The sequence below is a fragment of the Bacillus sp. FSL E2-8887 genome, from assembly GCF_038007205.1.
Classification (GTDB): Bacteria; Bacillota; Bacilli; order Bacillales; family Bacillaceae_G; genus Bacillus_A; species Bacillus_A mycoides.
In genome coordinates, this window is record NZ_JBBOWS010000001.1 from 2,665,049 (window position 1) to 2,684,959 (window position 19,911).

The window sequence follows — 19,911 nt, forward strand, 5'->3', positions numbered from 1 at the left end:
TAAATTTATTTTTTTCACCCCTATTTTCTTCCTATTTGAATTAAAAATAAGGTGCTTTTTTATAAAGTTTTTTAAACACTCGCTATAGCTGATAAGCTATGAATACAGGAGATAAACTCATAAATAAATGCATCAATTTCTTCTTTAGTAATTATATATGGAGGAAGTAAACGGATGATGTTCCCTTGTGTAACATCAACTAACATTCCTTTCTCCATTAGCTCCACCTGTAATTTCTTAACATTTTCATTCTTATCATTCAAACTAATTCCAAACATCATTCCAGCATGACGTACTTCCTGAATATAATAAGAATTTTCTTTCTGAATTTCTTGCAATTTATCATTTAGATAGTGTGATGTTTCATACGCTTCTTGCATTAAACCATCGTCAATCAATGTATTTAAAACCGTTAACCCTAAAGCCGTTCCCATTGAAGAATGAGCAAACGTTGTGCCGTGATCTCCTGGTGCAAATACATCACATAACTTTTCACCTACAATAATTCCGCCAAGCGGTATCCCGCCTCCTGCTCCCTTACCAATTTGAATAATATCCGGTGTAATATTGAAATTTTGATAAGCAAATAGTTTACCAGTTCTCCCCATACCACTTTGAACTTCATCAACGATAAGAATGACATTATATTTATAACATAAGTTTTGAACACCATGTAAATATTCACCCGATAAAGGGTATATCCCCCCGCTACCTAATATAGGCTCTAGCATAATCGCAATTGGATTTTCTTTAACAATTGTTTCTTCTAATTGCTCTATATTCTCGCGCTCTACTTCATATACTGGAATCGATGTTTTAGGGAAATTTTGATATACACTTTCTTGTCTCGTAAAATGAAGTGCCCCTAACGTACGCCCGTGGAAGCTATTCTTCAGCACTACGATTCCTTCACGTTCCTCATGCGTATTCGCTCTATATTTATCAATTAATTTCAACGTTGTTTCTGTCGCTTCCGTACCAGAGTTTGTAAAAAAGACTTTTCCATTTTTTAAAGAGCAATCAACTAATTTCTTTGCATACTCAATCGCAACTGGGTTTAAAAAATGAAATGGGAGATGCAGAGATTTCGTAACTTGTTCCATTGTCGTTTGCACGATTTTCGGGTGATTATACCCTAATACGTTCACTCCGACACCAGAAAATAAATCTACATACTCTTTACCATCCACATCATAAAGCTTGCACCCTTCTCCTCTTTCTATTGCAACCTTCGTACGACAATACGTAGGCATCATATATTCTTTATCTAATTGAAACCAATCCGACATTTTAAATTCCTCCTAGTTATTTTCCCTGTTTATTTATGTTCATTCTCTATAAAGTCATGTATAAATTCATTTTTAAGATTGTAATTTTAATAGTAATTTTCTTCCCGATATTCATTTTTCCATAATTTCTTCTATTTCAACAGGTCCACTACATACACGTTTTTTTCATCTAGCGGTCTGTTACTATTTTGAACTTTGCGTGTCATACATAATCAAGGCTATAAAATCATATTTAGTAACAATGGAAAAAAAGATTTGGAGGCTATATCGATGGATGAAAACTATGATAAACAGGGACAATCTTTACTAGGAAAAGGCTTTAATGAAAATGGAGAACGTAATGAACAAGCTAAACTTCACTCTCAAACAGTTGGTTCACGTGGACCTATTTTAAAGCAAGATAATGTACTGCACGAGGCGTTACAAGAATTTATTCACGAAAAAATTTTAGAAAGACCTGTTCATGCAAAAGGATTTGGTGCATTCGGTTATTTTCAAACGATATATCCGATGTCTGAACATACAAAACTAAGCTTTTTACAAAATTCAAATGAGAAAGTTCCTGTTATGGTTCGATTTTCATTAGCTGTTAGTACGAAAGGAACACCTGATACTTCTAGAAATGTACGGGGTTTTGCTACAAAATTTTATACAAAAGAAGGCGTATTTGATCTTTTATGTAATCACCTTCCTGTCTTTTCTGTTCGTGATCCGATGCGTTTCCCTGAAACTATTAATGCGTTATTGCCTTCACCTAAAAATAACTTAATAGACCCTGATAGATTTTGGGATTTTGTTGCTAGAGCACCCGAATCCATTCACTTTGTTGTCCGTTTATACTCTGATGCTGGTACGGCAAAAAGTCTTCGCCACATCCCAGGACATAGTGTAAATACATATGTTTGGAGAAATGCTCAAGGTTATCGAAAGTATGTAAAGTATCATTGGTATCCATTTGAAGGTGTACAATTCATTACTAGTGAGGAAGCAAATAAACTGGCCGCCGAAAACCCTGATTATAGCGGGAAAGATTTATACGATACAATTGAGGCTGGTAAAGCAGTGGAATATGGTTTATATGTCCAGCTCATGGATCCTAAAGATGAAACACACCTTTCTCATGACCCTTTAGATGATACAAAAGTATGGGATGAAAAGGAGTATCCTCTTATACCAGTAGGCAAAATGGTATTAAATAAAAATCCTGAAAACTATAAAGAACAAGTAGAAAAAGTCGCTTTCTCCCCTTCTAATTTACTAGACGGTGCAGAACTATCAGATGATAAAATGCTACAAGGTCGTGCTAACATTTATAGTGATTCTCAAAGAAGAAGAATTGGACCTGAATTTCGTAAAATAGCGATCAACCAACAGCAAAATTGGACACCTGCTAATCAAGCAACTAGCGGTGACGGAAGATACGTTGAAGGAAAACTTGAAAGAGCTTCTATAACTAAGAAAGACGACTTTGGGCAACCTGGTGAATTTTATGCGAAGTTACAACCGATAGAAAAAGAACATCTTGCCGAAAACTTAGCTAGTGATTTGAAAGTTATCTCCGATGATATAAGAAAGGTAGTTTTAGGGTATTTCCATGAAGTGTCAGCTGATTTGGAAAAGAGGATTGAGAGTGCGATGCAAAGGCTTTAAGAATTAAAAAAAACGTCATTTTTAATGATTAAAATGACGTTTTTTATGGCGAACTTACTAGTGATTTCTACCGATTAATTTACATTTATTTACGAAAACTTTCCCATTCAAGATTTTCGTTGCATCATTTTATATTATGATATTCATTTCTCTTTTTCAGATAATCTTTTTCACATTGTAACGGCTTGTATTCCACGATTTTCCCTTGCTTCTTTTTCGTTTCGGTAACAATCCATTCCCCTTTTTCAAGGTTTAGGCGTTTCATTACATTAGTATCGTCTATTTCTTTATAAAGTAAAAATGCTTCTTGCGCCTTCACAAATAATCTAGGCTCTCCCCTATATCCACCACTATCATAAACTTTAGTTAGCGAATTATAATAAGAATCATTTTCCCTTCCGCCATACATCAAATGCGCAGCCTCTAGGTCTCTTTTACTAATTTCCCAAAAACTATTTTCATCAATCTTTAAATCAAATGTAGATATAATGTCATTCATAATGTTTTTCACATACTTTTCATCACGAATTTTACTTTCTTCCAGACAATTTGAAGATAACCTTGGTGCATTTGACTGAGAATGTACCACATGCTGTATAGATACGCACAAAATAAATACACTTAAAACATACAATAGTTTTTTCATATTTAAGTATCACCTCAAATGATTTAGATACTATATTATTTGAGGTTTAGGATATTCTTATGCTAAGAATGAGAAAGGTCCTATAAAATAGATTTTTTATAGGACCTTTCCTTTTAATATTGATTTATCAGTTTCATCGGCGAAGCAAGTACCTTACTACTTTTCACATCATATAATCCTATAGGTGTTACCCGTATAAAAGGCAAGTGCGTCGCAGAAAAGAATAAAATCGTAAATGCTGGATCATTATAGGTGTATCCTCGCTCTTGTAGTAATTCCACCATTTTTTTCTCTTTCTGTATTAATTCACTCATTTTCAAATTAGACATAATCCCGAGCAATGGTAATGCTATTTCGTGTAATACTTCATTCTTTTCAGCTATTACCATTCCCCCGCCAAGCTCTTTTACCCTATGAAAAGCTGTAAGCATATCTTCTTTACTCTTTCCAATGAGGATGATGTCACCTGTACCGGAATAGGAGCTAACAAGGCCTCCTAATTTATTTGCAAAGCCTTTTACAACTGTATTCACTCGCCACGTCCCGTCACGAGCAATCATCATAAGGAAACACTCATCATGATCTAGAGAAAGTTCTTCACCGTTTAAGTCGATTTCAGTTACATATGGTTTTGAAATAACATCATTTAATAATTTTATACCTGTTGTTTCAGAAAAAATCATATCTTCTTTCTTTAAAGACCAGTCTAATGATAATGGAGTTACTTTGAATTTACTCCAATCTATATGTAATGATGCATTTTTGTTTATTCCGTCACGCTTCATCCATTTCCCCTTTGCAATTACACTTATTGGAATCGGATTTTCTTTACTTTCCAAAATATTAATATTTGCAATTCTTCCTGTCGCGATCGCGCCGTGTAAATGCTCCATATTATAATAACGAGCAATGTTATAGCTTGCCATATTATAGGCATCAATTACTGGTATTCCTTGCTTTATCGCGATTTCTATCATCCTATTCGTCATTCCGTTTTCATAAAATGACGGATGTGAACCATCTGTTGTGAACATGAATCTATCAAATTGCTTGACACCTAATTCCAGCAATTCTTTCAGTAAAACTTCTAAATCTGGACGGATAGAAGAGTTTCTAAGAGTAACGATGTAACCTTGCATAAGACGTGTTAATGCTTCCTGCCCCGTCATCGCTTCATGATCGCAATCAGTACCTAGTAACTTTAACTTCGCTAACGTTGATTCAGACGCACCGGGAAAATGACCTTCTACTTTTTTCTGTAACCGCTTTGTTTCCTGTACCCAATTTAACATCTCATCATCGCCATTTAATAGTTTTGGCCATGCTGTTAACTCGCCGCCCTGAAGAACATCTTCATGCTTCAGCCACTCCATTATTTCTTCACTATTAAATAAAGATTCCCCATTTTGCAGTTCAGTCTGTCCATCAAAACGACACCACCAATACATACTTGCTGGAATCTTTTTAAATTCATCTAATAAACGAAATGCTTCTTCACGTTGTAACGTGAAAAACAAAGTTAAATTATCATTGATTAAAGTAGTTGTGCCAAATTGCATCGCATAATTTGCTAAAGTTTCTGGATTATATAATTGATATGGATGTGCATGCGGTTCTATGTAACTAGGAACTACATACTTTCCATTACAATCAACGACTTCACATTCGTGTAGTTGCTCTGGCAGTTTTTCTCCTACATATATAATGCGGTCATCATAGATCCAAATATTTGCTTGCACCCACTCGCGCATATAGGAATTTAAATATGTTGCATTCTTGAATAAAATGTGCGGGCTTCTTGTGCCATCTATTACTTCAACATGTTCTCGTAATTGTGTGTTACTCCATCTAAACTGATTTTGTCCCAATGTATTTCACTCCACATCAATTTACTTTTATTTATTAAAACAAAAATAATTAACTAACTAAAGTATTTTCCATTCATAACTCCCCTGTATATCCCCTATACCCTTTATTATATGGAATGATTGTAAAAATAACAATTTTCAAAATTCACAACATATCTCTTTGATCCAAAATAAAAAAGATGTCACACAACTGACATCTTTTTTATACTAAACTATAAGATTGAATTACACTTGTATCCGTATTTATTACATATACTTGATTGCTGCCATACCATGAATGCTAATACTGTCCTTATTTGCGAAATTAAAAAGCATCTCTTTTATTTACAACTAAAGCAGGATCCCATTCGCTTTCTTTTCATCTATTTATTAAATTCAATTTGCATCATTTTATTAAACTGTGTAACAACATCCATCGCACCTAAAGAGTTAATATTGACAGCTAATGTATGTTTGCCTCCCATTACTCCGCCAACAAAAGTTGTAAATCCAGGAATTGCCCCTCCATGACCCCAAACTGAAATACCATTTGGAAGTTTAGTCTCATAGATCCCAAGGCCATATCCATCACCAACACCTTTTCCTTCTATAGGAACTGTAGTAAGCATTTCTTTTAGCTCACGTTCTTTCAGTAACTTACCACCAAGTAAAAATGAAAAGAATTTATTTAGATCGTCCGCATTAGAAATCATATCTCCAGCTGAATTAGCTAAACTCGGATTATAATACGTCATGTCTTTCAATTCACTTGTTTCGTCTATTTTCATATACCCACGAGCATGATCCTTTCCTGGAATAACGGGTGAATTCCCTGGTAAAAACGTATTTGACAGATCCAAAGGTTCAATAATTCGCTTTTCAATTTCTTCCGCATAACTATTTCCAGTTATTTTTTCAATAAGCATTCCCAATATTACGTATCCTGTGTTTGAATACAGCCATCCCTTACCTGGTGAAAAATCTGGGGGTAGAGAAAGTCCCATTTTCACTATTTCTTCTGCTGTATACGTTTTTCTCGAATTCATTATGTCAGCGTCTTTTGACTTTAAGTATTCAGCTATACCACTCGTATGATTCAAAAGTTGACGTATCGTAATTTGATTGCCATCATACCCATTTCCTTGAATGAGACCGGGTAGCCACTTTTCAATTGGATCGTCAAGTTGCACGCGATTTTCTCCTACTAATTGAAGAACAGTCGTAGCGGTAAAAGTCTTCGTCACACTCCCAATCCGAAAACGATAATCCGATTTCATTGTTTTCTTTGTATTTAAATCCGCGACGCCAGCAGTATAACTACTAATCTTTCCATTGTTAGACGTCTTCGCTAATATTCCTGGGGTTCCAAGCTGTACTGTTTCCTGCATTACTTGTTTCCAACCATTCCGATTCTTTTGATCATGTGATTGTGACGGACTAGATAAATTTTGAACAGACTCTGCTTTCACAGTAAAACCTGGTGTGAATAGAGTAGTACCCGCTAATAAAACTGCCAAACTTGCTAACTTAATTGAATTACATTTTTTCATAAGGCTCCCTCTCCTCTATTAATATAAGATTAATTCAAGTTATACTTTAATCCTATATGATAAAACTCTCTTTTTTCTTATCCATTCCTTACGAAATACTTACGTTCAAATTTTGATACGATAAACTGAGAAAGAGCTATGCATGAAAATAAAAAGGGCATATAAAATAAGGACAGCCACTTAACTGCCCTTATTTTCATTTCACCTCGTCTTTATTATTTTTAAGATGCTTCATTAATTGTGTTCGTTTCAAAGGTACATATATGTTTGTTCCAGTAACATATCTTTTTCTCAATCGAATTATCTTATAAATTTAAGGAGTTCATATTAAGATTAACAATAAAAAAGAACGTGTTTTCAATTTATCAGAACACGTTCACTTACATACTTAAAACCCTATATCAACTTTTTATTTCATTCACTTTTACCATCCTGCACTAGCGTTCATGCCATTTCCAATAATAGTAAGAAATAGTGGCCACAATACTGGTCCTAACGTAAGAAGTAAATTTAGAAGTATAAGTAATCTATATACCCCGGGGAAATTTTGATCTTTACGATTTACAAATACTAAACTAACTAATAATATTATGGTCGTTAAAAATAAAAGTAGAGTTAGCAACCAATACCAAACCATTAAACTGAGACTCCATGGTGTTAATAGCTCGTGTATTATACCAAATATGATTCCTAATACTCCAAAACTAAAGGTAGTAACTGTTGATTTTATAAGCACTATATTTAATGTTTTTTCGTATGTATTTTTACAATATAAATCTATTAAAGTGTATAAAGATAAATATGCCATTAATACACCTATCCAAGACAATAACCAGTCTCCGCCTCCTCTAAATAATATGAACAGAAGCCAACACATCCCTACTGCAGAAAAAGCAAAGGAAATAAGTATGCTTTTCAATACCGGTTTCATTATATTTTCACACCCTTAAAAATAAATTATAAGTTTTTACTAAACTCATGTAATTTTTTATTAACATGCTACCCATTAATCGTTTAGCTCTAATGTATCCTTTTTTCATTCTATATTAATAAAACAAAGATATACTCATGAACAATTAAAGAAGCAATACTCTACAAAGAGTTCCATATAGCTTGTATATTCTTTTTCCATTGGTAGAGATATTAAAAAATTAAGTATACATTAACATGCAATTAAATATAAGTAAATAAAATTAATTTACAGCTAATTTTATTTACTTATATAACTTTCATATTCAGATTAACTCAGCCATCATTTTATTTTCATATAGCACATTCTACTATTCACATCGCCCTTTTCCATCCCGATCTATCCACCGCATAGTTTTCTTAACATCTAACTCCGTATACGTCTTTTCACCATAACGAACAGACTCATATATCGGAATAATATCTCTCGTTCGACATATTCGTTTTAACCATTGTTGCATCGTTTCATAAGACCTTCGCTGTTCGTGAAATGGTAAAGTTCTTTCCCATTCAACTAACTTTTTCCTTATCATATCTGTAGGTAACGGTTGCTCTAACTGATGAATGACTTTTTCATCCTTTACGGTTCTTACCGTATTCTCTTTTGTTACAGATTGTTTCTCCTGCTCTATTTCTGTTTTCGTCAACCTTTTCCTAATAGATTTGTGGAGAAAATATATACTTACCACTGCGATAATCACATAAAACGCTATAGTGATCCATGGATTTGAAAGAACAGAAAATACGTCCCCCCATGACCTTTCTCGTTCGAAAGGTGGAAATTTCCTATCCGTTGTCGTTCTTATACCTATATCTCCTGTTTCTTCATCTATAAATCTTGCAGAATCATCATACGGTTCGTCTTTGCTTATAAAGTTATAATTCTTTTCCGATCTGGTCTCAGTCTCACTAAAAAAACGCTCTTTTACTATGTCTTGTACATGCACAACACCTTGTGATAACGTTATCGCACTAACCGCAAAAAAAAGTATGATTAAAGCCCTTACACTCCAAAACTTCACTTTCATATGCCTCTTTTTATTAATCATGACATAAGCCCTTTCTTATTCTTTAATTACAATCCATTTATTCGTTCTACTATATTTCCTTGGAGAAGTACCAAGAATTAAAGGAACCGCATCCAATTCCTTACGACGAAATCCAGCTGTGTAAAAATAAGAAGAAGATACAGGCGTATCTTGGTCCGATATTGAGGCAAGTACCTTTAATACATTTTGCAAATGTTTCCGATTATCCCCGTTCTTTACATGTAACAATCCGTTACCTTTCACACTATTAATCCATAACTCAAATGAACAATCTTCCATGAGCAGTTGTTTGCATATGCCTGCGGTTAATTCAATAAGTTCTTCAATATCATTTCGTAAAGAAACGCCACTTTTATTTTGTAAATTGAGATAAATCGCATATTTATCAGATTGTGTTCGTTCGTATTTTTTCGCAGTTATCGTCCCTGTTTTTGCTGTTGCACTCCAGTGGATAGAACGAAAATCTTCATTTTCATAAGACTTCACTCCCATTACTTTCGTTTCATCATATAGCGGAGAAGACATTGCTTTTCGAAATCCGCGTGACCATTCTTGTAATTCAGGAACTTGTATTTTCGGAACGGCTGGTAAAACTAAATAGGACGGCGTATCAACTTGTTTATATGTTATATGTTTCGTTATGAATCCAAATGGATCAGTAATAACAATTTCAACTTCTTCCCATTTCGCGATACCTCTTTTTAATGCTACAGCTTGTAAATCAAATGAAACGGTCTCTCCACCTTTTATATTGAAATTCAAATAATAATTTGAACCTGTACTATGATTTTTGTTTAGTTCATCATGATTCCAAGTTAGCTTGTTTTCACATTTAAATCGAAATACGATATTGAAAATAGGAAATATCGACTTGTTTAAAATTTTCAATTTGCACATATTTGTTTCACCTATAAAAACGTTCGAATTACCTTGATTGTATTTCCAGTTAACGCGAGATACTTTCCGAATATATATATGCGTAGCGCCTATTAAAATTAAATACAAAAATACGAGAGATAATATGAGTAGATTACTTGAAAATACACATAAAATAACGGCTACAACTGACATAACTCCTATTACGAAAGGCTCCGCTAAAGGTGTATACACAAGCTGTTGATTCATCGTACATTCTCCACTGGCACACTAATCGTATGAAGAATTTCTTTCATGATTTGTTCTTTCGTCGTTTTCATCTCCCCTTCAATCGTTAACGTTAACCGATGAGCACAAACGGATGCAGCTAGTAGTTTTATATCATCTGGTGTACAGTAATCTCTTTCATTTAATATTGCTCGCGCTTGGATTGCCCGCATAAATGCCAATGTGCCTCGCGGGCTTACACCAATTTCAATTAACTCATGCTTACGGGTTGCTTCAATAATTTCAAGAAGATAATCTTGCACATCACTCCCTACTAACACTTCCCTTGCACGTTTTTGTATATTTATTATTTCTTCACTCGAAATAATAGAATGCAGCGTTTCTAATGGATCATTCGTTTGGAACCGATTCATCATTTCCTTTTCCGCTTCTCTCGTAGGGTAACCTTGGCGTATAGTAAGTAAAAATCGGTCTAATTGAGCATCAGGTAAAGGAAATGTACCAGCCGATTCAAGAGGATTTTGCGTTGCAATAACTAAAAAAGGTTCTGGTAATGAATGTGTCTGCTTCGCAATTGTAACAGTACGTTCTTCCATAACTTCAAGTAACGAAGATTGTGTTCTCGGTACAGCCCGATTAATTTCATCAACTAATACTATATTTGCAAAAATAGGCCCTAACCTCGTTTTAAATTCCGATTCCTTCACATCAAAATATTCGAGTCCAATAACATCTCCAGGCAAAGTATCAGCTGTAAATTGAATTCTTTGGAACTTAGCGTCCACACTTTTAGCCAAACTTTTCGCTAATGTTGTTTTCCCCGTCCCAGGTACATCTTCTAATAAAATATGTCCTCTTGCTATAAGAGCTATAGCTGCGAGTTCAATCGATTCATTTTTCCCTATAATGACCTTTGAAATATTGTTAGTGATTTTCTTTAATATGTTCATATATTTCACTACCACCTTTAAATATTTTTAAAATTAAGAATATTTATTTTCCAAATTATAACACATCACATTACAAGTAACTATATTCCTATCAAAATAAAAAAGATGACCTCAGCATACGCCAAAGTCATCTTCTATAACCATATTATTTTACTAGTTCACCGCTATAAACCTTTATATCAAGCGGAGCAGTTAAAAACTGTGATGCTTTACTAACGAAAGATGTGAAGTGTTCACTCGTATTATGACTCGCAACTGCTGCTTCATCTTTCCATACTTCTACCATCGTATAAACACTTTCTTTTTCAGTATCTTTATATAAATCGTAAGATACATTTCCACTTTCTTCTCTTGAACCATGAAGTAGTGGCTGAATTTCTTCTAAAAATGATTGTTGTTTTGCTGGATCTACTTGAAATATTGCGTGAATAATAATCATGGTGTTTCCCCTCTCATATCTCACTTATTTCTGTTTTGTTATAAAATTACTTCCACTCAGCAACTTTTTCAATTGGAAGACGTACTGATGGATAACCACTGTCAGCAGCTTTTCCGATTGAAATTAACATAACTGGTACGTGACGCTCTTTGTCTAATCCGAAAGCTTCTGCGATTTGGTCTTTTTCAAATCCACCAATTGGGCAAGTATCATAGCCGTGAGCACGTGCTGCTAACATAAATTGCATCGCTACAAGACCACCGTCAATTAGTACAGTATCTTTCATTACTTCTGGTGTAACCATTGAGAAGTAACCTGAAAGTTTTTTCATTTGATCTTCTTTTACTTCAGCTGGCATAAGTCCGCGCTCTACTGCTGTACCGTAAATTTCTTCTGCGTTATCAAAGTTGTTTAAGTCACCAAATACAGCAATCATCGCTGAAGATGTTTCTACTTGAGATTGATTGAATTTTGCAAGTGGAGCCAGTGTTGCTTTTGCTTCGTCACTTTCAATAACAAGGAATCTCCATGGTTGCATGTTTACTGAAGATGGTGCAAGTGTTGCTTCTGTAAGAATTTCTGTCATTTCTTCTTTGCTAATTTTTACTGAAGGATCGTACTTACGAATTGAACGACGTCCTGTTAAAATTTCGTTAAAATCATTTGTTTTTACTGAGTTAGTCATAGTTGTATTCTCCCTTTTTTAAAGTTCTTTTATATTTTCTTGAATGCGGTCTAACATCGTTAAAAGATTGTCGCGTTCTTCTTCACTTAATCCTTTAAATGCTGAAGTAGCGAAACGCTCTTTTTCCTCTTGATACACTTGAATTTTATTTCGCCCCTCTTCTGTAAGAGAAACTAACGTAATTCTGTTATCATCTGGATTTTTACGTCTTGTAATCATTCCGTTTGCTTCCAGCTGTTTTAAATGCCTCGTAATCGCGGCATTATCAATATTCACTTCTTGCTGAAGTGCTTTTTGACTAATTTCATCTACTTCATATAACTGAAGTATAAGCTCTAGTCTAGATTGACTCATACCCGTACACCCTTCAAACTTCGAACTTACTTCTTTATTTAGAAAGTGTAATTTATATAAAATTATTGCTTCTTTTGAGCATGAACTTGTCAAATTACCCCTCCTTTACATGCAAAATAAAAATACTTGATGTATCAATAGTTGATATGTCAATTAATATAATCTATATCGATTTATAATGCAAGCATTTTGTTTTCACTATTTATTTTTTTGAAATTCGTCTATTAATATTTTTCCAAAATAAGACGTTTTATGACGTTACAAAAAATGTAAATTACATTATAATAGTAATAATTCAAATGACTGGAGAGTGATTGTAATGCGGCAATACACAAATAGAAACGAGGAAATGAAAATGGAAAATGAAATGAGGATATTTATATATGACAACAATAAATATAGGGATTGTCGCGCACGTAGATGCTGGCAAGACGAGTTTGACTGAGCGTATTCTTTATGAAACGAATGTGATTAAAGAAGTTGGCCGAGTAGATAGTGGCAATACGCAAACTGACTCAATGGAATTAGAAAGACAACGCGGAATTACGATTAAAGCATCTGTCGTTTCTTTCTTTATTGATGATTTAAAAGTAAATGTTATTGATACACCTGGACATGCTGATTTTATCGCTGAAGTGGAGCGATCATTCCGCGTTTTAGACGGTGCCATTTTAGTTATATCTGCCGTTGAAGGTGTGCAAGCACAAACGAAGATTTTAATGCGGACATTACAGAAATTAAACATACCTACTATATTATTTGTTAATAAAATAGACCGTAGTGGCGCAAATACTGAAAAAGTTGTGAAACAAATAAAAGAGCTTCTTTCAAATGAAGTATGCCCCTTCTACTCTGTAGAAAACGAAGGTACAAAGGAAGTACGGATTATTGAATATAAATCCTATGACGATTGTATTGAACGATTAGCACCATTTAACGAATCATTGCTTGAGTCATATGTAAATAACGAAATAATACCGGATGCACTATTAAGAAAAGAACTCGAAAAGCAAATACAGCAAGCAAATGTGTTTCCTATCTTTTTTGGTTCAGCAATGACAGGTATAGGAGTAACTGAATTACTTAAAAATATTTCATCCTTAATTCCAGCTACTAAATCGGCACAAGATGAAACATTATCCGGTGTTGTTTTTAAAATTGAACGTGAATCTTCTGGCGAAAAGATTGCTTACGTAAGACTATTTTCTGGTTGTTTACACGTTAGAAAATATGTTGATATTCAGCGTAGTGAGTCTCTACCACATAAGGAAAAGATTAAAAAAATGTGCATGTTTCATAATGGAGATGCCGTTCAATCTTCTACTGTTCAAAGCGGAGAGTTTTGCAAAGTGTGGGGACTTACGAAAATTAAAATTGGTGATATTATCGGTAAGCGGACGGATTATATAAAGGATATTCACTTTGCCGAACCACAAATGGAAGCTACTATTGAAGCAGTGCCTAAAGAGCGAATTCATGATTTATACGCTGCACTTATGGAGCTATGCGAAGAAGATCCTCTCATTAAAGTTTGGAAAGACGATGTTCATAATGAACTATACATTCGCCTTTTCGGTGAAGTACAAAAAGAAGTTATCGAAACAACACTTTATGAAAAATACAATTTACAAGTTACCTTTTCAAACACGCGAGTTGTATGTATTGAAAAACCAATTGGCATAGGGAATAGCTTTGATGTAATGGGCGAAAAAGAGAATCCTTTTTACGCAACAATCGGTTTCAAAGTTGAACGTGGTGAACTTAACTCTGGCATAACGTATAACTTAGGCGTTGAACTTGGATCACTACCTTTAGCATTTCATAAAGCGATTGAAGATACAGTATTTCAATCGTTAAAACAAGGTTTATACGGATGGGAAGTTACTGATATTATCGTCACATTAACACATTCTGGTTATGCAAGCCCCGTTACAACAGCGAGTGACTTTAGAAACTTAACACCGCTCGTATTAATGGATGCTTTAAAACAAGCCAAAACATGTGTATTTGAACCAATAAATGAATTTGAATTAACTGTTCCGGAGCACGCAATTAGTACCGCAATGTATAAACTAGCTGCTATCCCAGCAACTTTTGCAGAGCCTACGTTGCATAATGATTCTTACCATTTAACAGGATCATTACCTGTTGCAAAAACAGAGAATTTCAAACGAATGCTCCATTCATTTACTGAAGGAGAAGGTATCTTTATAACAAAGCCAACTGGTTTCACAAAGCTGACGGCTCCCTTCCCTACTCGAAAACGTGTTGACTTTAATCCGCTAAATCGGAAAGATTATTTACTTCATGTGTTGAAGGCTTATTAATTAACAAATAGAAAAAGTGCCCTCTTGTATGATATTTTCTTTACTAGAGGGCACTTTTTTATACAATATCAAGGTAGAGCTGGTTCAAACTCTCCAGTGATCGTTTGATATCCGTTATTATTCTCATATTCCTGTTTCCGCTCTAACCCGAACTTTTCTAAAATAGGCAGGTCGTTTGTTGAAAATACATAACTATTTTCTAGCGCAACATGTTCGTGCCATGCCCAGTTTGGTACAACAAAGAAGTCCCCTTTAGACCAGTCGAAGCGAACACCATTAATTATTGTATATCCTGCCCCTTCATGCACATGATAAATTGATGCATGTGTATGGCGATGTGCTTTTCCTTTGAATCCCTTCGGTAACTTTTGCATCCAAGCTGCAATCGTTGGACACGCTGTTTCGCCGTTCGATGGATTTATATATTCAACAGCATAACCATCGTAAGCATCTGGTTCAAAACGACTTAATCCGTTAAGCGCTGCTGCCGTCCCTGCCCATTTGTAGGAACTAAGTGGAGCTTTCTTTGCATATCGGTCCGAAACCGGTCGAACCATTCCACCTTCATAACGCTGAGCAGTATAATTGTCCGGCACGTTTGGCTGTTCAATTTTTTCTGGATACGGCTCAAAGAACGTACCGCCGAGATAATAAATGGTCGGAATATCAAGGCAATCCATCCAAATCATCGGTTTGTCACCTGTGTGACCATGTCCGTGCCACAGTCCATTTGGAGTTGTTAAAAAGTCTCCTCGTTCCATGAAAATACGCTCTCCTTGCACAATTGAGTAAGCCCCTTCTCCTTCCATGACGAAACGTAATGCATTTTGAACATGCCGATGTGACGGAGCGGTTTCTCCAGGTTGTATTAATTGAACCGCTGCATATAATGTTTGGGTGGTCGATGCCCATCCCCAAGGTTTTCTATAATTAAGTCCAGGATTTTGAAAGTAGATGGCCCGGCGTTCTCCCCCGCGGTCTGGTGTAAATATTTGTGTCGCCTCCGTTAACTTCTTTTGAAGCAATTCAGATTTCCAAAGGTACGCTTGTGCATGAGGCTCAGGTGTATGTTTCATTAAATCTGGGATCGCGTTCCAAAGTGGTCCGAGATGATATTGTTCTATATCACGATTGAAATCTTGTACGAGTGTACTTTCAAAAAAAGCATTTTTTTCCGCCATTTTATTTGCCCCCTTTATTGCTCATTAAATTTACATAAATTCCGTTCGATTTGTTTATAATGCTTTTCTGTATGTTCTACGATGAGGTGATTCACGATAAAGTCAATCGGCTTATTGTTAAAACGAGGATTACGACTTGGAGCCTGAATATTTAACTCTTCGTCTGTTAATGTGTTTAGTACATTTTCTATGATGAGTGGTATAGAAGACAGCTGCTCTATGACTTCTTCTATAGATTTTTTGTTTATATTCTCTTCTGATACTGCTTGTAGACGTACTCCATCTGTTAAACCGCGGCCCCATACGTTTTCATGGTTTACTTTAATATTGTTAATTTCTTTTGCCCAATATGGGATAGCTTCCACTACATGTGTAATAATTTGCATAATTGACCATTCATCTTCTGAAGGTTTCCAATAGATGATTTCCTCTGGCAAAGACTTAACAATAGTCTTGATCTTATCGATTGATTCATAAACAGACTCGGCTGCGTGGATTTGCAAGCTTTTCGTCATAGTACTGGCACCTCTACTGTTTGTCTTACTTTATTTTCAAGTACGCCTACTCCATCAACTTCAATACGAACGATATCTCCATCTTTAAGAAATACTTGCGGATTACGTGCAACACCTACACCACCTGGCGTACCTGTTAAAATGACATCCCCTGGTTCTAGTGTCATTAAACCGGATAAAAACGAAACGAGATATTGCACCGAGAATACTAAATTAGCAGTATTAGATTGCTGACGTGTCTCTCCATTCACTGTTAAAACTATTTCCAAGCCAGATGGGTTCGTTAATTCATCTGAAGTAATTAACCATGGTCCGATCGGAGCACTTCCTTCAACTGTCTTCCCTTGAAGCCATTGAATCGTACGGCGCTGAATATCACGATAAGTAATATCATTCGCAATTGTGTAACCAGCTACATATTGGAGGGCATCTCCTTCTGAAATATTTCGAGCACGCTTTCCGATTACAAAAGCAAATTCAGCTTCGTAATCTAGTTGTTCAGAAATCGGGTAATACGGAATATCATCTTCTGGACCGATTACTGTATTGGCAAACTTCGCAAAGATGACTGGAAATGCAGGTAATTCGCGTTTCATTTCCAAAATATGTTCACGATAATTGTGACCTACACATATAATTTTTCCTGGCGCAGGTACGGGAGCTTCTATTTTCACTTCACCTTCTGCAAAAACCAATTTATCTTCATGGTTTTTCATAAGCGCATAAGCGATTGCATCTTTTGCTAAATTCATACTTTCCGTTCCACCTTGTAAAAATCCATTCATATCCTTTGGTATATACGCCTCTGCAATTTGAGCGGCCCGAAGGTTTCCTTCGCTTGTCAATTTCGCTTTAAAAGCAGCATGTAAATCAATCAAATTCCCGTTCTCTAACGCAGCAATCCTCGTTTCTCCATTACGTGTAAAAGTAACAAGTTTCATAGTAATCTCCCTTTCCTTTAAATGAATGAAAATTCTACCCTGAACGATAGTAACGTATAACTTTCCAGCCTTACTCTTTGTTATAAAAGATATAAAGTATTTCCTTCTGGACCAAGTGGTACATGTCCCATTTCTATTAACTCTATAATTGGCAGCAATACATTTTTTTCTTCAGCTAATTCAGCAGCGCATGCAAGAACACTTACATACATCGCATGCCCGACGAGAAATTTCACTGTTTTTTCCTCTCCGAAATGCTTGAAAACTTCTTTATAAACACCATGAAAGATTGCTTCTGGTACTTTATCTACTACATCTACAAGAAGTTTTTCGTTACCAGCGCGTACAATTTTTTCTTTCAATTGATCTGGCACTTCTGCTAGTGCCCCCCATAAAGCATTACCTTCAAAGGAAATCCGCCCGATTGTCTCATGTAATTGGTTTCTTGAAATCCATTTGATTTCATATTCACTAACGTTTAGAGAACTCATAAATTGATCTATTTTCTTCTCAGCCTCTAGATTTTGCTGTCCAATGTTCCTATACCAGTTCATCGTCATTAACCGCTCAATCATTCCATTTGTAGAACGGGCATGAGAACCATACTTTTCTTCATTCATGAATTGAGACAAAACCATTTCTTATCGCTCCTTTCATCTTGTTCACGTTACTCATCTAATTTTTTTTATAATTTTAATATTTCGTTGTCAGTTCAGGAGGTCCAAATTTCGGTCCGTATGGTCCCTCATCAAGCCATCTTCCAAGCCTCGGAACGATAGATACCATTGAGGCAGCAATGTCGCGTTTCATGTTCATTTCAGGAGAATTCCCCTGAAGGTGATGAAGCGCAGTGGTTGAAGCATCGCGGTTCCATTTCGCTGCAATTCGGCGTTCGTTTGCAGCTGCTTCAATCGCGCACACTCGCTCTTCTTCAGAATGAGATTGTAGTGCTTTCTCAATACCTCTCGCAGCAAGAACTGCATCTGGAACTCCAGAATTTAATCCACGTGCACCGAACGGGGCGAATAAATGTGCTGCTTCTCCAGCTAGAAGAACACGACGTTTTACGTCAGTAAATGAATTTGCCACTACTTGATGGAAACGGTAGGAAGACACCCATGTAATCCTATCAGCGTACTTAGCATCCATTACTTTTGGCAACCATTTCTTAGCACTTTCAATATTTGTATAATCATCTGGATTATCTGACTCAAGCAGTTGTAAATCAATACGCCATCCGCCTTTAAACGGAACAAACATTACATTTCTTCCCCCCATAGCTGGATGCTGGTAATGGAATATTCTTTCTAAAGGAAGTGGATCTGTTTCATCTTCTTTTGCATCCACGACGATAAAAGTATCTGCCGTGCGTGGGCCTTCAAACTTTAATCCAGCTTCCTCTCTTACGATTGAACGAGCTCCATCACACCCAATTACATACTGCGCCTTCAAGATTTCGTCATTTGTGATTGTTACTTCTACTCCAGAGTCTGTAATGTGTAAATTTTTAACTGGAGCATCCCAAAGGAATTCAACGCCCGCTTTTATACACGCCTCATACATATGCTTTTCGATCTCATCTTGATGAAGAGCTGTGAAATGAGGCAATCGGTTAAACTTAAGATTTTCATCCTTACCGTAATTTCGTACATATACTTCTTTCCCTTTATAAAACGTTCGTTTTACAGGCCAAATAATTCCGTTATGAGCAAGTTTGAAACCGAGGCCTTCTGAAGTCTCCTCCAGTAGTTTTAACGAAGCACTGTGTAAATAAATTGCTCTACTTCCTGGACGTGGTCTTCCAAATGAATCTCCCTCTATTACTAAAGTTGATATCCCCTTCTTTTGTAATGCAAGTCCTGCTACAAGTCCTACCGGGCCCGCACCAACAACAATGGCATCATATTTTTTTTCTTTTCCCATCAATATCTCCCCTTTATTAACAATTTCCCATTATGATTTCCTCACTCTTCTTTCTTTAACTCCCTACAGTTTTTATCTCCGGCATCATCTTCTTCCGAATATCCTCAGGTATTGGATGCGCTTTCGCTTTTTCTTTGAAAGAAGTCCATGCACGAGTTTCATAACCTTCTGCTACAACCCGTTCCCCTTTTACAAAAACATGCTGAATTGTAAAAACTTTATTATGCAATTCGTTCACAGTACTTTTCACAACTACTTGATCTTCAAAACGAAGAGGTGACTTAAATTGGCATTTTGCTTCTAGTAAGGGCAAACCAATTTGTTGTTCTTCGTAAAGTTCGGCGGAAGGAAAACCAATTTTTTTAAAATATTCATGAGTTGCTTCGTCCATCCATTTATAAAAATTAGGATAGTACACAATGCCTGCAGCATCTGTGTCTCCCCACCTTACTTGAAAAGTATATTCTTCCATTATGCCTTCCCTCCTATCTA

19 protein-coding genes are annotated in these 19,911 nt (G+C 35.7%); 2 read left to right on the forward strand and 17 right to left on the reverse strand.

Annotated elements, in window-relative coordinates:
• Positions 1–71 precede the first annotated feature (71 nt).
• Entirely contained in the window at positions 72–1,289 is a 1,218-nt protein-coding gene (locus NSQ08_RS13465) for an aspartate aminotransferase family protein (protein WP_340775692.1), read from the reverse strand.
• A 270-nt stretch (positions 1,290–1,559) separates the two neighbouring features.
• Between NSQ08_RS13465 and NSQ08_RS13470 the strand changes: the two genes are divergently transcribed.
• On the forward strand, positions 1,560–2,939 hold the full coding sequence (locus tag NSQ08_RS13470; RefSeq protein WP_340775694.1) for a catalase: 1,380 nt from the start codon (positions 1,560–1,562) through the stop codon (positions 2,937–2,939).
• Between the two features lie 124 nt (positions 2,940–3,063).
• On the opposite strand, the gene NSQ08_RS13475 is transcribed toward NSQ08_RS13470, so the two are convergent.
• The 10 genes from NSQ08_RS13475 to NSQ08_RS13520 all read right to left on the reverse strand — a co-directional run bounded on the left by NSQ08_RS13475 (position 3,064) and on the right by NSQ08_RS13520 (position 12,625).
• Positions 3,064–3,585, reverse strand: a complete 522-nt coding sequence (locus tag NSQ08_RS13475; protein ID WP_340775697.1) for a hypothetical protein — start codon at positions 3,583–3,585, stop codon at positions 3,064–3,066.
• 113 nt (positions 3,586–3,698) lie between these two features.
• Positions 3,699–5,453 carry an adenine deaminase C-terminal domain-containing protein gene (locus tag NSQ08_RS13480; protein WP_340775699.1) on the reverse strand — a complete coding sequence of 585 codons (1,755 nt, stop codon included), beginning with the start codon at positions 5,451–5,453 and terminating at the stop codon, positions 3,699–3,701.
• 362 nt (positions 5,454–5,815) lie between these two features.
• On the reverse strand, positions 5,816–6,982 hold the full coding sequence (locus NSQ08_RS13485; protein WP_215589822.1) for a serine hydrolase domain-containing protein: 1,167 nt from the start codon (positions 6,980–6,982) through the stop codon (positions 5,816–5,818).
• Positions 6,983–7,406: 424 nt separating this feature from the next.
• Positions 7,407–7,913 (reverse strand): DUF3902 family protein, encoded by a 507-nt coding sequence (locus NSQ08_RS13490; protein WP_215589823.1) that lies wholly within the window; start codon positions 7,911–7,913, stop codon positions 7,407–7,409.
• Positions 7,914–8,262: 349 nt separating this feature from the next.
• On the reverse strand, positions 8,263–9,000 hold the full coding sequence (locus NSQ08_RS13495) for a signal peptidase II (protein ID WP_340775711.1): 738 nt from the start codon (positions 8,998–9,000) through the stop codon (positions 8,263–8,265).
• Between the two features lie 15 nt (positions 9,001–9,015).
• A complete protein-coding gene (locus tag NSQ08_RS13500; protein WP_340775714.1) occupies positions 9,016–10,125 on the reverse strand; it encodes a DUF58 domain-containing protein in 1,110 nt (369 codons plus the stop codon).
• A complete protein-coding gene (locus tag NSQ08_RS13505; protein ID WP_088031134.1) occupies positions 10,122–11,054 on the reverse strand; it encodes an AAA family ATPase in 933 nt (310 codons plus the stop codon). Before NSQ08_RS13505 ends, NSQ08_RS13500 begins: the two co-directional genes overlap by 4 nt.
• A 145-nt stretch (positions 11,055–11,199) precedes the next feature.
• Positions 11,200–11,493, reverse strand: coding sequence for a putative quinol monooxygenase (locus tag NSQ08_RS13510; protein ID WP_000583822.1), 294 nt, complete (start codon positions 11,491–11,493; stop codon positions 11,200–11,202).
• Between the two features lie 46 nt (positions 11,494–11,539).
• Positions 11,540–12,178: a nitroreductase family protein gene (locus NSQ08_RS13515; protein WP_000185377.1), complete on the reverse strand. Its 639-nt coding sequence runs from the start codon at positions 12,176–12,178 to the stop codon at positions 11,540–11,542.
• Positions 12,179–12,196: 18 nt separating this feature from the next.
• Complete coding sequence (locus NSQ08_RS13520) at positions 12,197–12,625, reverse strand: MarR family winged helix-turn-helix transcriptional regulator (RefSeq protein WP_000204168.1); 429 nt, start codon at positions 12,623–12,625, stop codon at positions 12,197–12,199.
• Between the two features lie 290 nt (positions 12,626–12,915).
• On the opposite strand from NSQ08_RS13520, the gene tet reads away from it, so the two are divergent.
• Positions 12,916–14,859 (forward strand): tetracycline resistance ribosomal protection protein, encoded by a 1,944-nt coding sequence (gene tet, locus NSQ08_RS13525; RefSeq protein WP_340775719.1) that lies wholly within the window; start codon positions 12,916–12,918, stop codon positions 14,857–14,859.
• Between the two features lie 68 nt (positions 14,860–14,927).
• Here tet and NSQ08_RS13530 read toward each other — a convergent pair whose 3' ends face one another.
• The 6 genes from NSQ08_RS13530 to NSQ08_RS13555 form a co-directional block, all read right to left on the reverse strand.
• Complete coding sequence (locus NSQ08_RS13530; protein WP_061674876.1) at positions 14,928–16,040, reverse strand: cupin domain-containing protein; 1,113 nt, start codon at positions 16,038–16,040, stop codon at positions 14,928–14,930.
• A 14-nt stretch (positions 16,041–16,054) separates the two neighbouring features.
• The gene (locus NSQ08_RS13535) at positions 16,055–16,555 is read right to left on the reverse strand and encodes a DinB family protein (RefSeq protein ID WP_340775722.1); all 501 of its coding nucleotides are present in this window, start codon (positions 16,553–16,555) and stop codon (positions 16,055–16,057) included.
• The gene (locus NSQ08_RS13540) at positions 16,552–17,496 is read right to left on the reverse strand and encodes a fumarylacetoacetate hydrolase family protein (RefSeq protein WP_078175730.1); all 945 of its coding nucleotides are present in this window, start codon (positions 17,494–17,496) and stop codon (positions 16,552–16,554) included. Before NSQ08_RS13540 ends, NSQ08_RS13535 begins: the two co-directional genes overlap by 4 nt.
• 80 nt (positions 17,497–17,576) lie before the next feature.
• Positions 17,577–18,134 carry a hypothetical protein gene (locus NSQ08_RS13545; RefSeq protein WP_078175731.1) on the reverse strand — a complete coding sequence of 186 codons (558 nt, stop codon included), beginning with the start codon at positions 18,132–18,134 and terminating at the stop codon, positions 17,577–17,579.
• A gap of 55 nt (positions 18,135–18,189) precedes the next feature.
• Positions 18,190–19,419 carry an FAD-dependent oxidoreductase gene (locus tag NSQ08_RS13550; protein ID WP_340775730.1) on the reverse strand — a complete coding sequence of 410 codons (1,230 nt, stop codon included), beginning with the start codon at positions 19,417–19,419 and terminating at the stop codon, positions 18,190–18,192.
• A gap of 55 nt (positions 19,420–19,474) precedes the next feature.
• Entirely contained in the window at positions 19,475–19,891 is a 417-nt protein-coding gene (locus tag NSQ08_RS13555) for an acyl-CoA thioesterase (protein WP_044438184.1), read from the reverse strand.
• Positions 19,892–19,911 lie beyond the last annotated feature (20 nt).

Coding starts and splice junctions, on each gene's coding strand:
- NSQ08_RS13465 (WP_340775692.1), bottom strand. CDS start 1,289: ATGTCGGATTGGTTTCAATTAGATAAAGAATATATGATGCCTACGTAT.
- NSQ08_RS13470 (WP_340775694.1), top strand. CDS start 1,560: ATGGATGAAAACTATGATAAACAGGGACAATCTTTACTAGGAAAAGGC.
- NSQ08_RS13475 (WP_340775697.1), bottom strand. CDS start 3,585: ATGAAAAAACTATTGTATGTTTTAAGTGTATTTATTTTGTGCGTATCT.
- NSQ08_RS13485 (WP_215589822.1), bottom strand. CDS start 6,982: ATGAAAAAATGTAATTCAATTAAGTTAGCAAGTTTGGCAGTTTTATTA.
- NSQ08_RS13490 (WP_215589823.1), bottom strand. CDS start 7,913: ATGAAACCGGTATTGAAAAGCATACTTATTTCCTTTGCTTTTTCTGCA.
- NSQ08_RS13495 (WP_340775711.1), bottom strand. CDS start 9,000: ATGATTAATAAAAAGAGGCATATGAAAGTGAAGTTTTGGAGTGTAAGG.
- NSQ08_RS13500 (WP_340775714.1), bottom strand. CDS start 10,125: ATGAATCAACAGCTTGTGTATACACCTTTAGCGGAGCCTTTCGTAATA.
- NSQ08_RS13505 (WP_088031134.1), bottom strand. CDS start 11,054: ATGAACATATTAAAGAAAATCACTAACAATATTTCAAAGGTCATTATA.
- NSQ08_RS13510 (WP_000583822.1), bottom strand. CDS start 11,493: ATGATTATTATTCACGCAATATTTCAAGTAGATCCAGCAAAACAACAA.
- NSQ08_RS13515 (WP_000185377.1), bottom strand. CDS start 12,178: ATGACTAACTCAGTAAAAACAAATGATTTTAACGAAATTTTAACAGGA.
- tet (WP_340775719.1), top strand. CDS start 12,916: ATGACAACAATAAATATAGGGATTGTCGCGCACGTAGATGCTGGCAAG.
- NSQ08_RS13530 (WP_061674876.1), bottom strand. CDS start 16,040: ATGGCGGAAAAAAATGCTTTTTTTGAAAGTACACTCGTACAAGATTTC.
- NSQ08_RS13535 (WP_340775722.1), bottom strand. CDS start 16,555: ATGACGAAAAGCTTGCAAATCCACGCAGCCGAGTCTGTTTATGAATCA.
- NSQ08_RS13540 (WP_078175730.1), bottom strand. CDS start 17,496: ATGAAACTTGTTACTTTTACACGTAATGGAGAAACGAGGATTGCTGCG.
- NSQ08_RS13545 (WP_078175731.1), bottom strand. CDS start 18,134: ATGGTTTTGTCTCAATTCATGAATGAAGAAAAGTATGGTTCTCATGCC.
- NSQ08_RS13550 (WP_340775730.1), bottom strand. CDS start 19,419: ATGGGAAAAGAAAAAAAATATGATGCCATTGTTGTTGGTGCGGGCCCG.
- NSQ08_RS13555 (WP_044438184.1), bottom strand. CDS start 19,891: ATGGAAGAATATACTTTTCAAGTAAGGTGGGGAGACACAGATGCTGCA.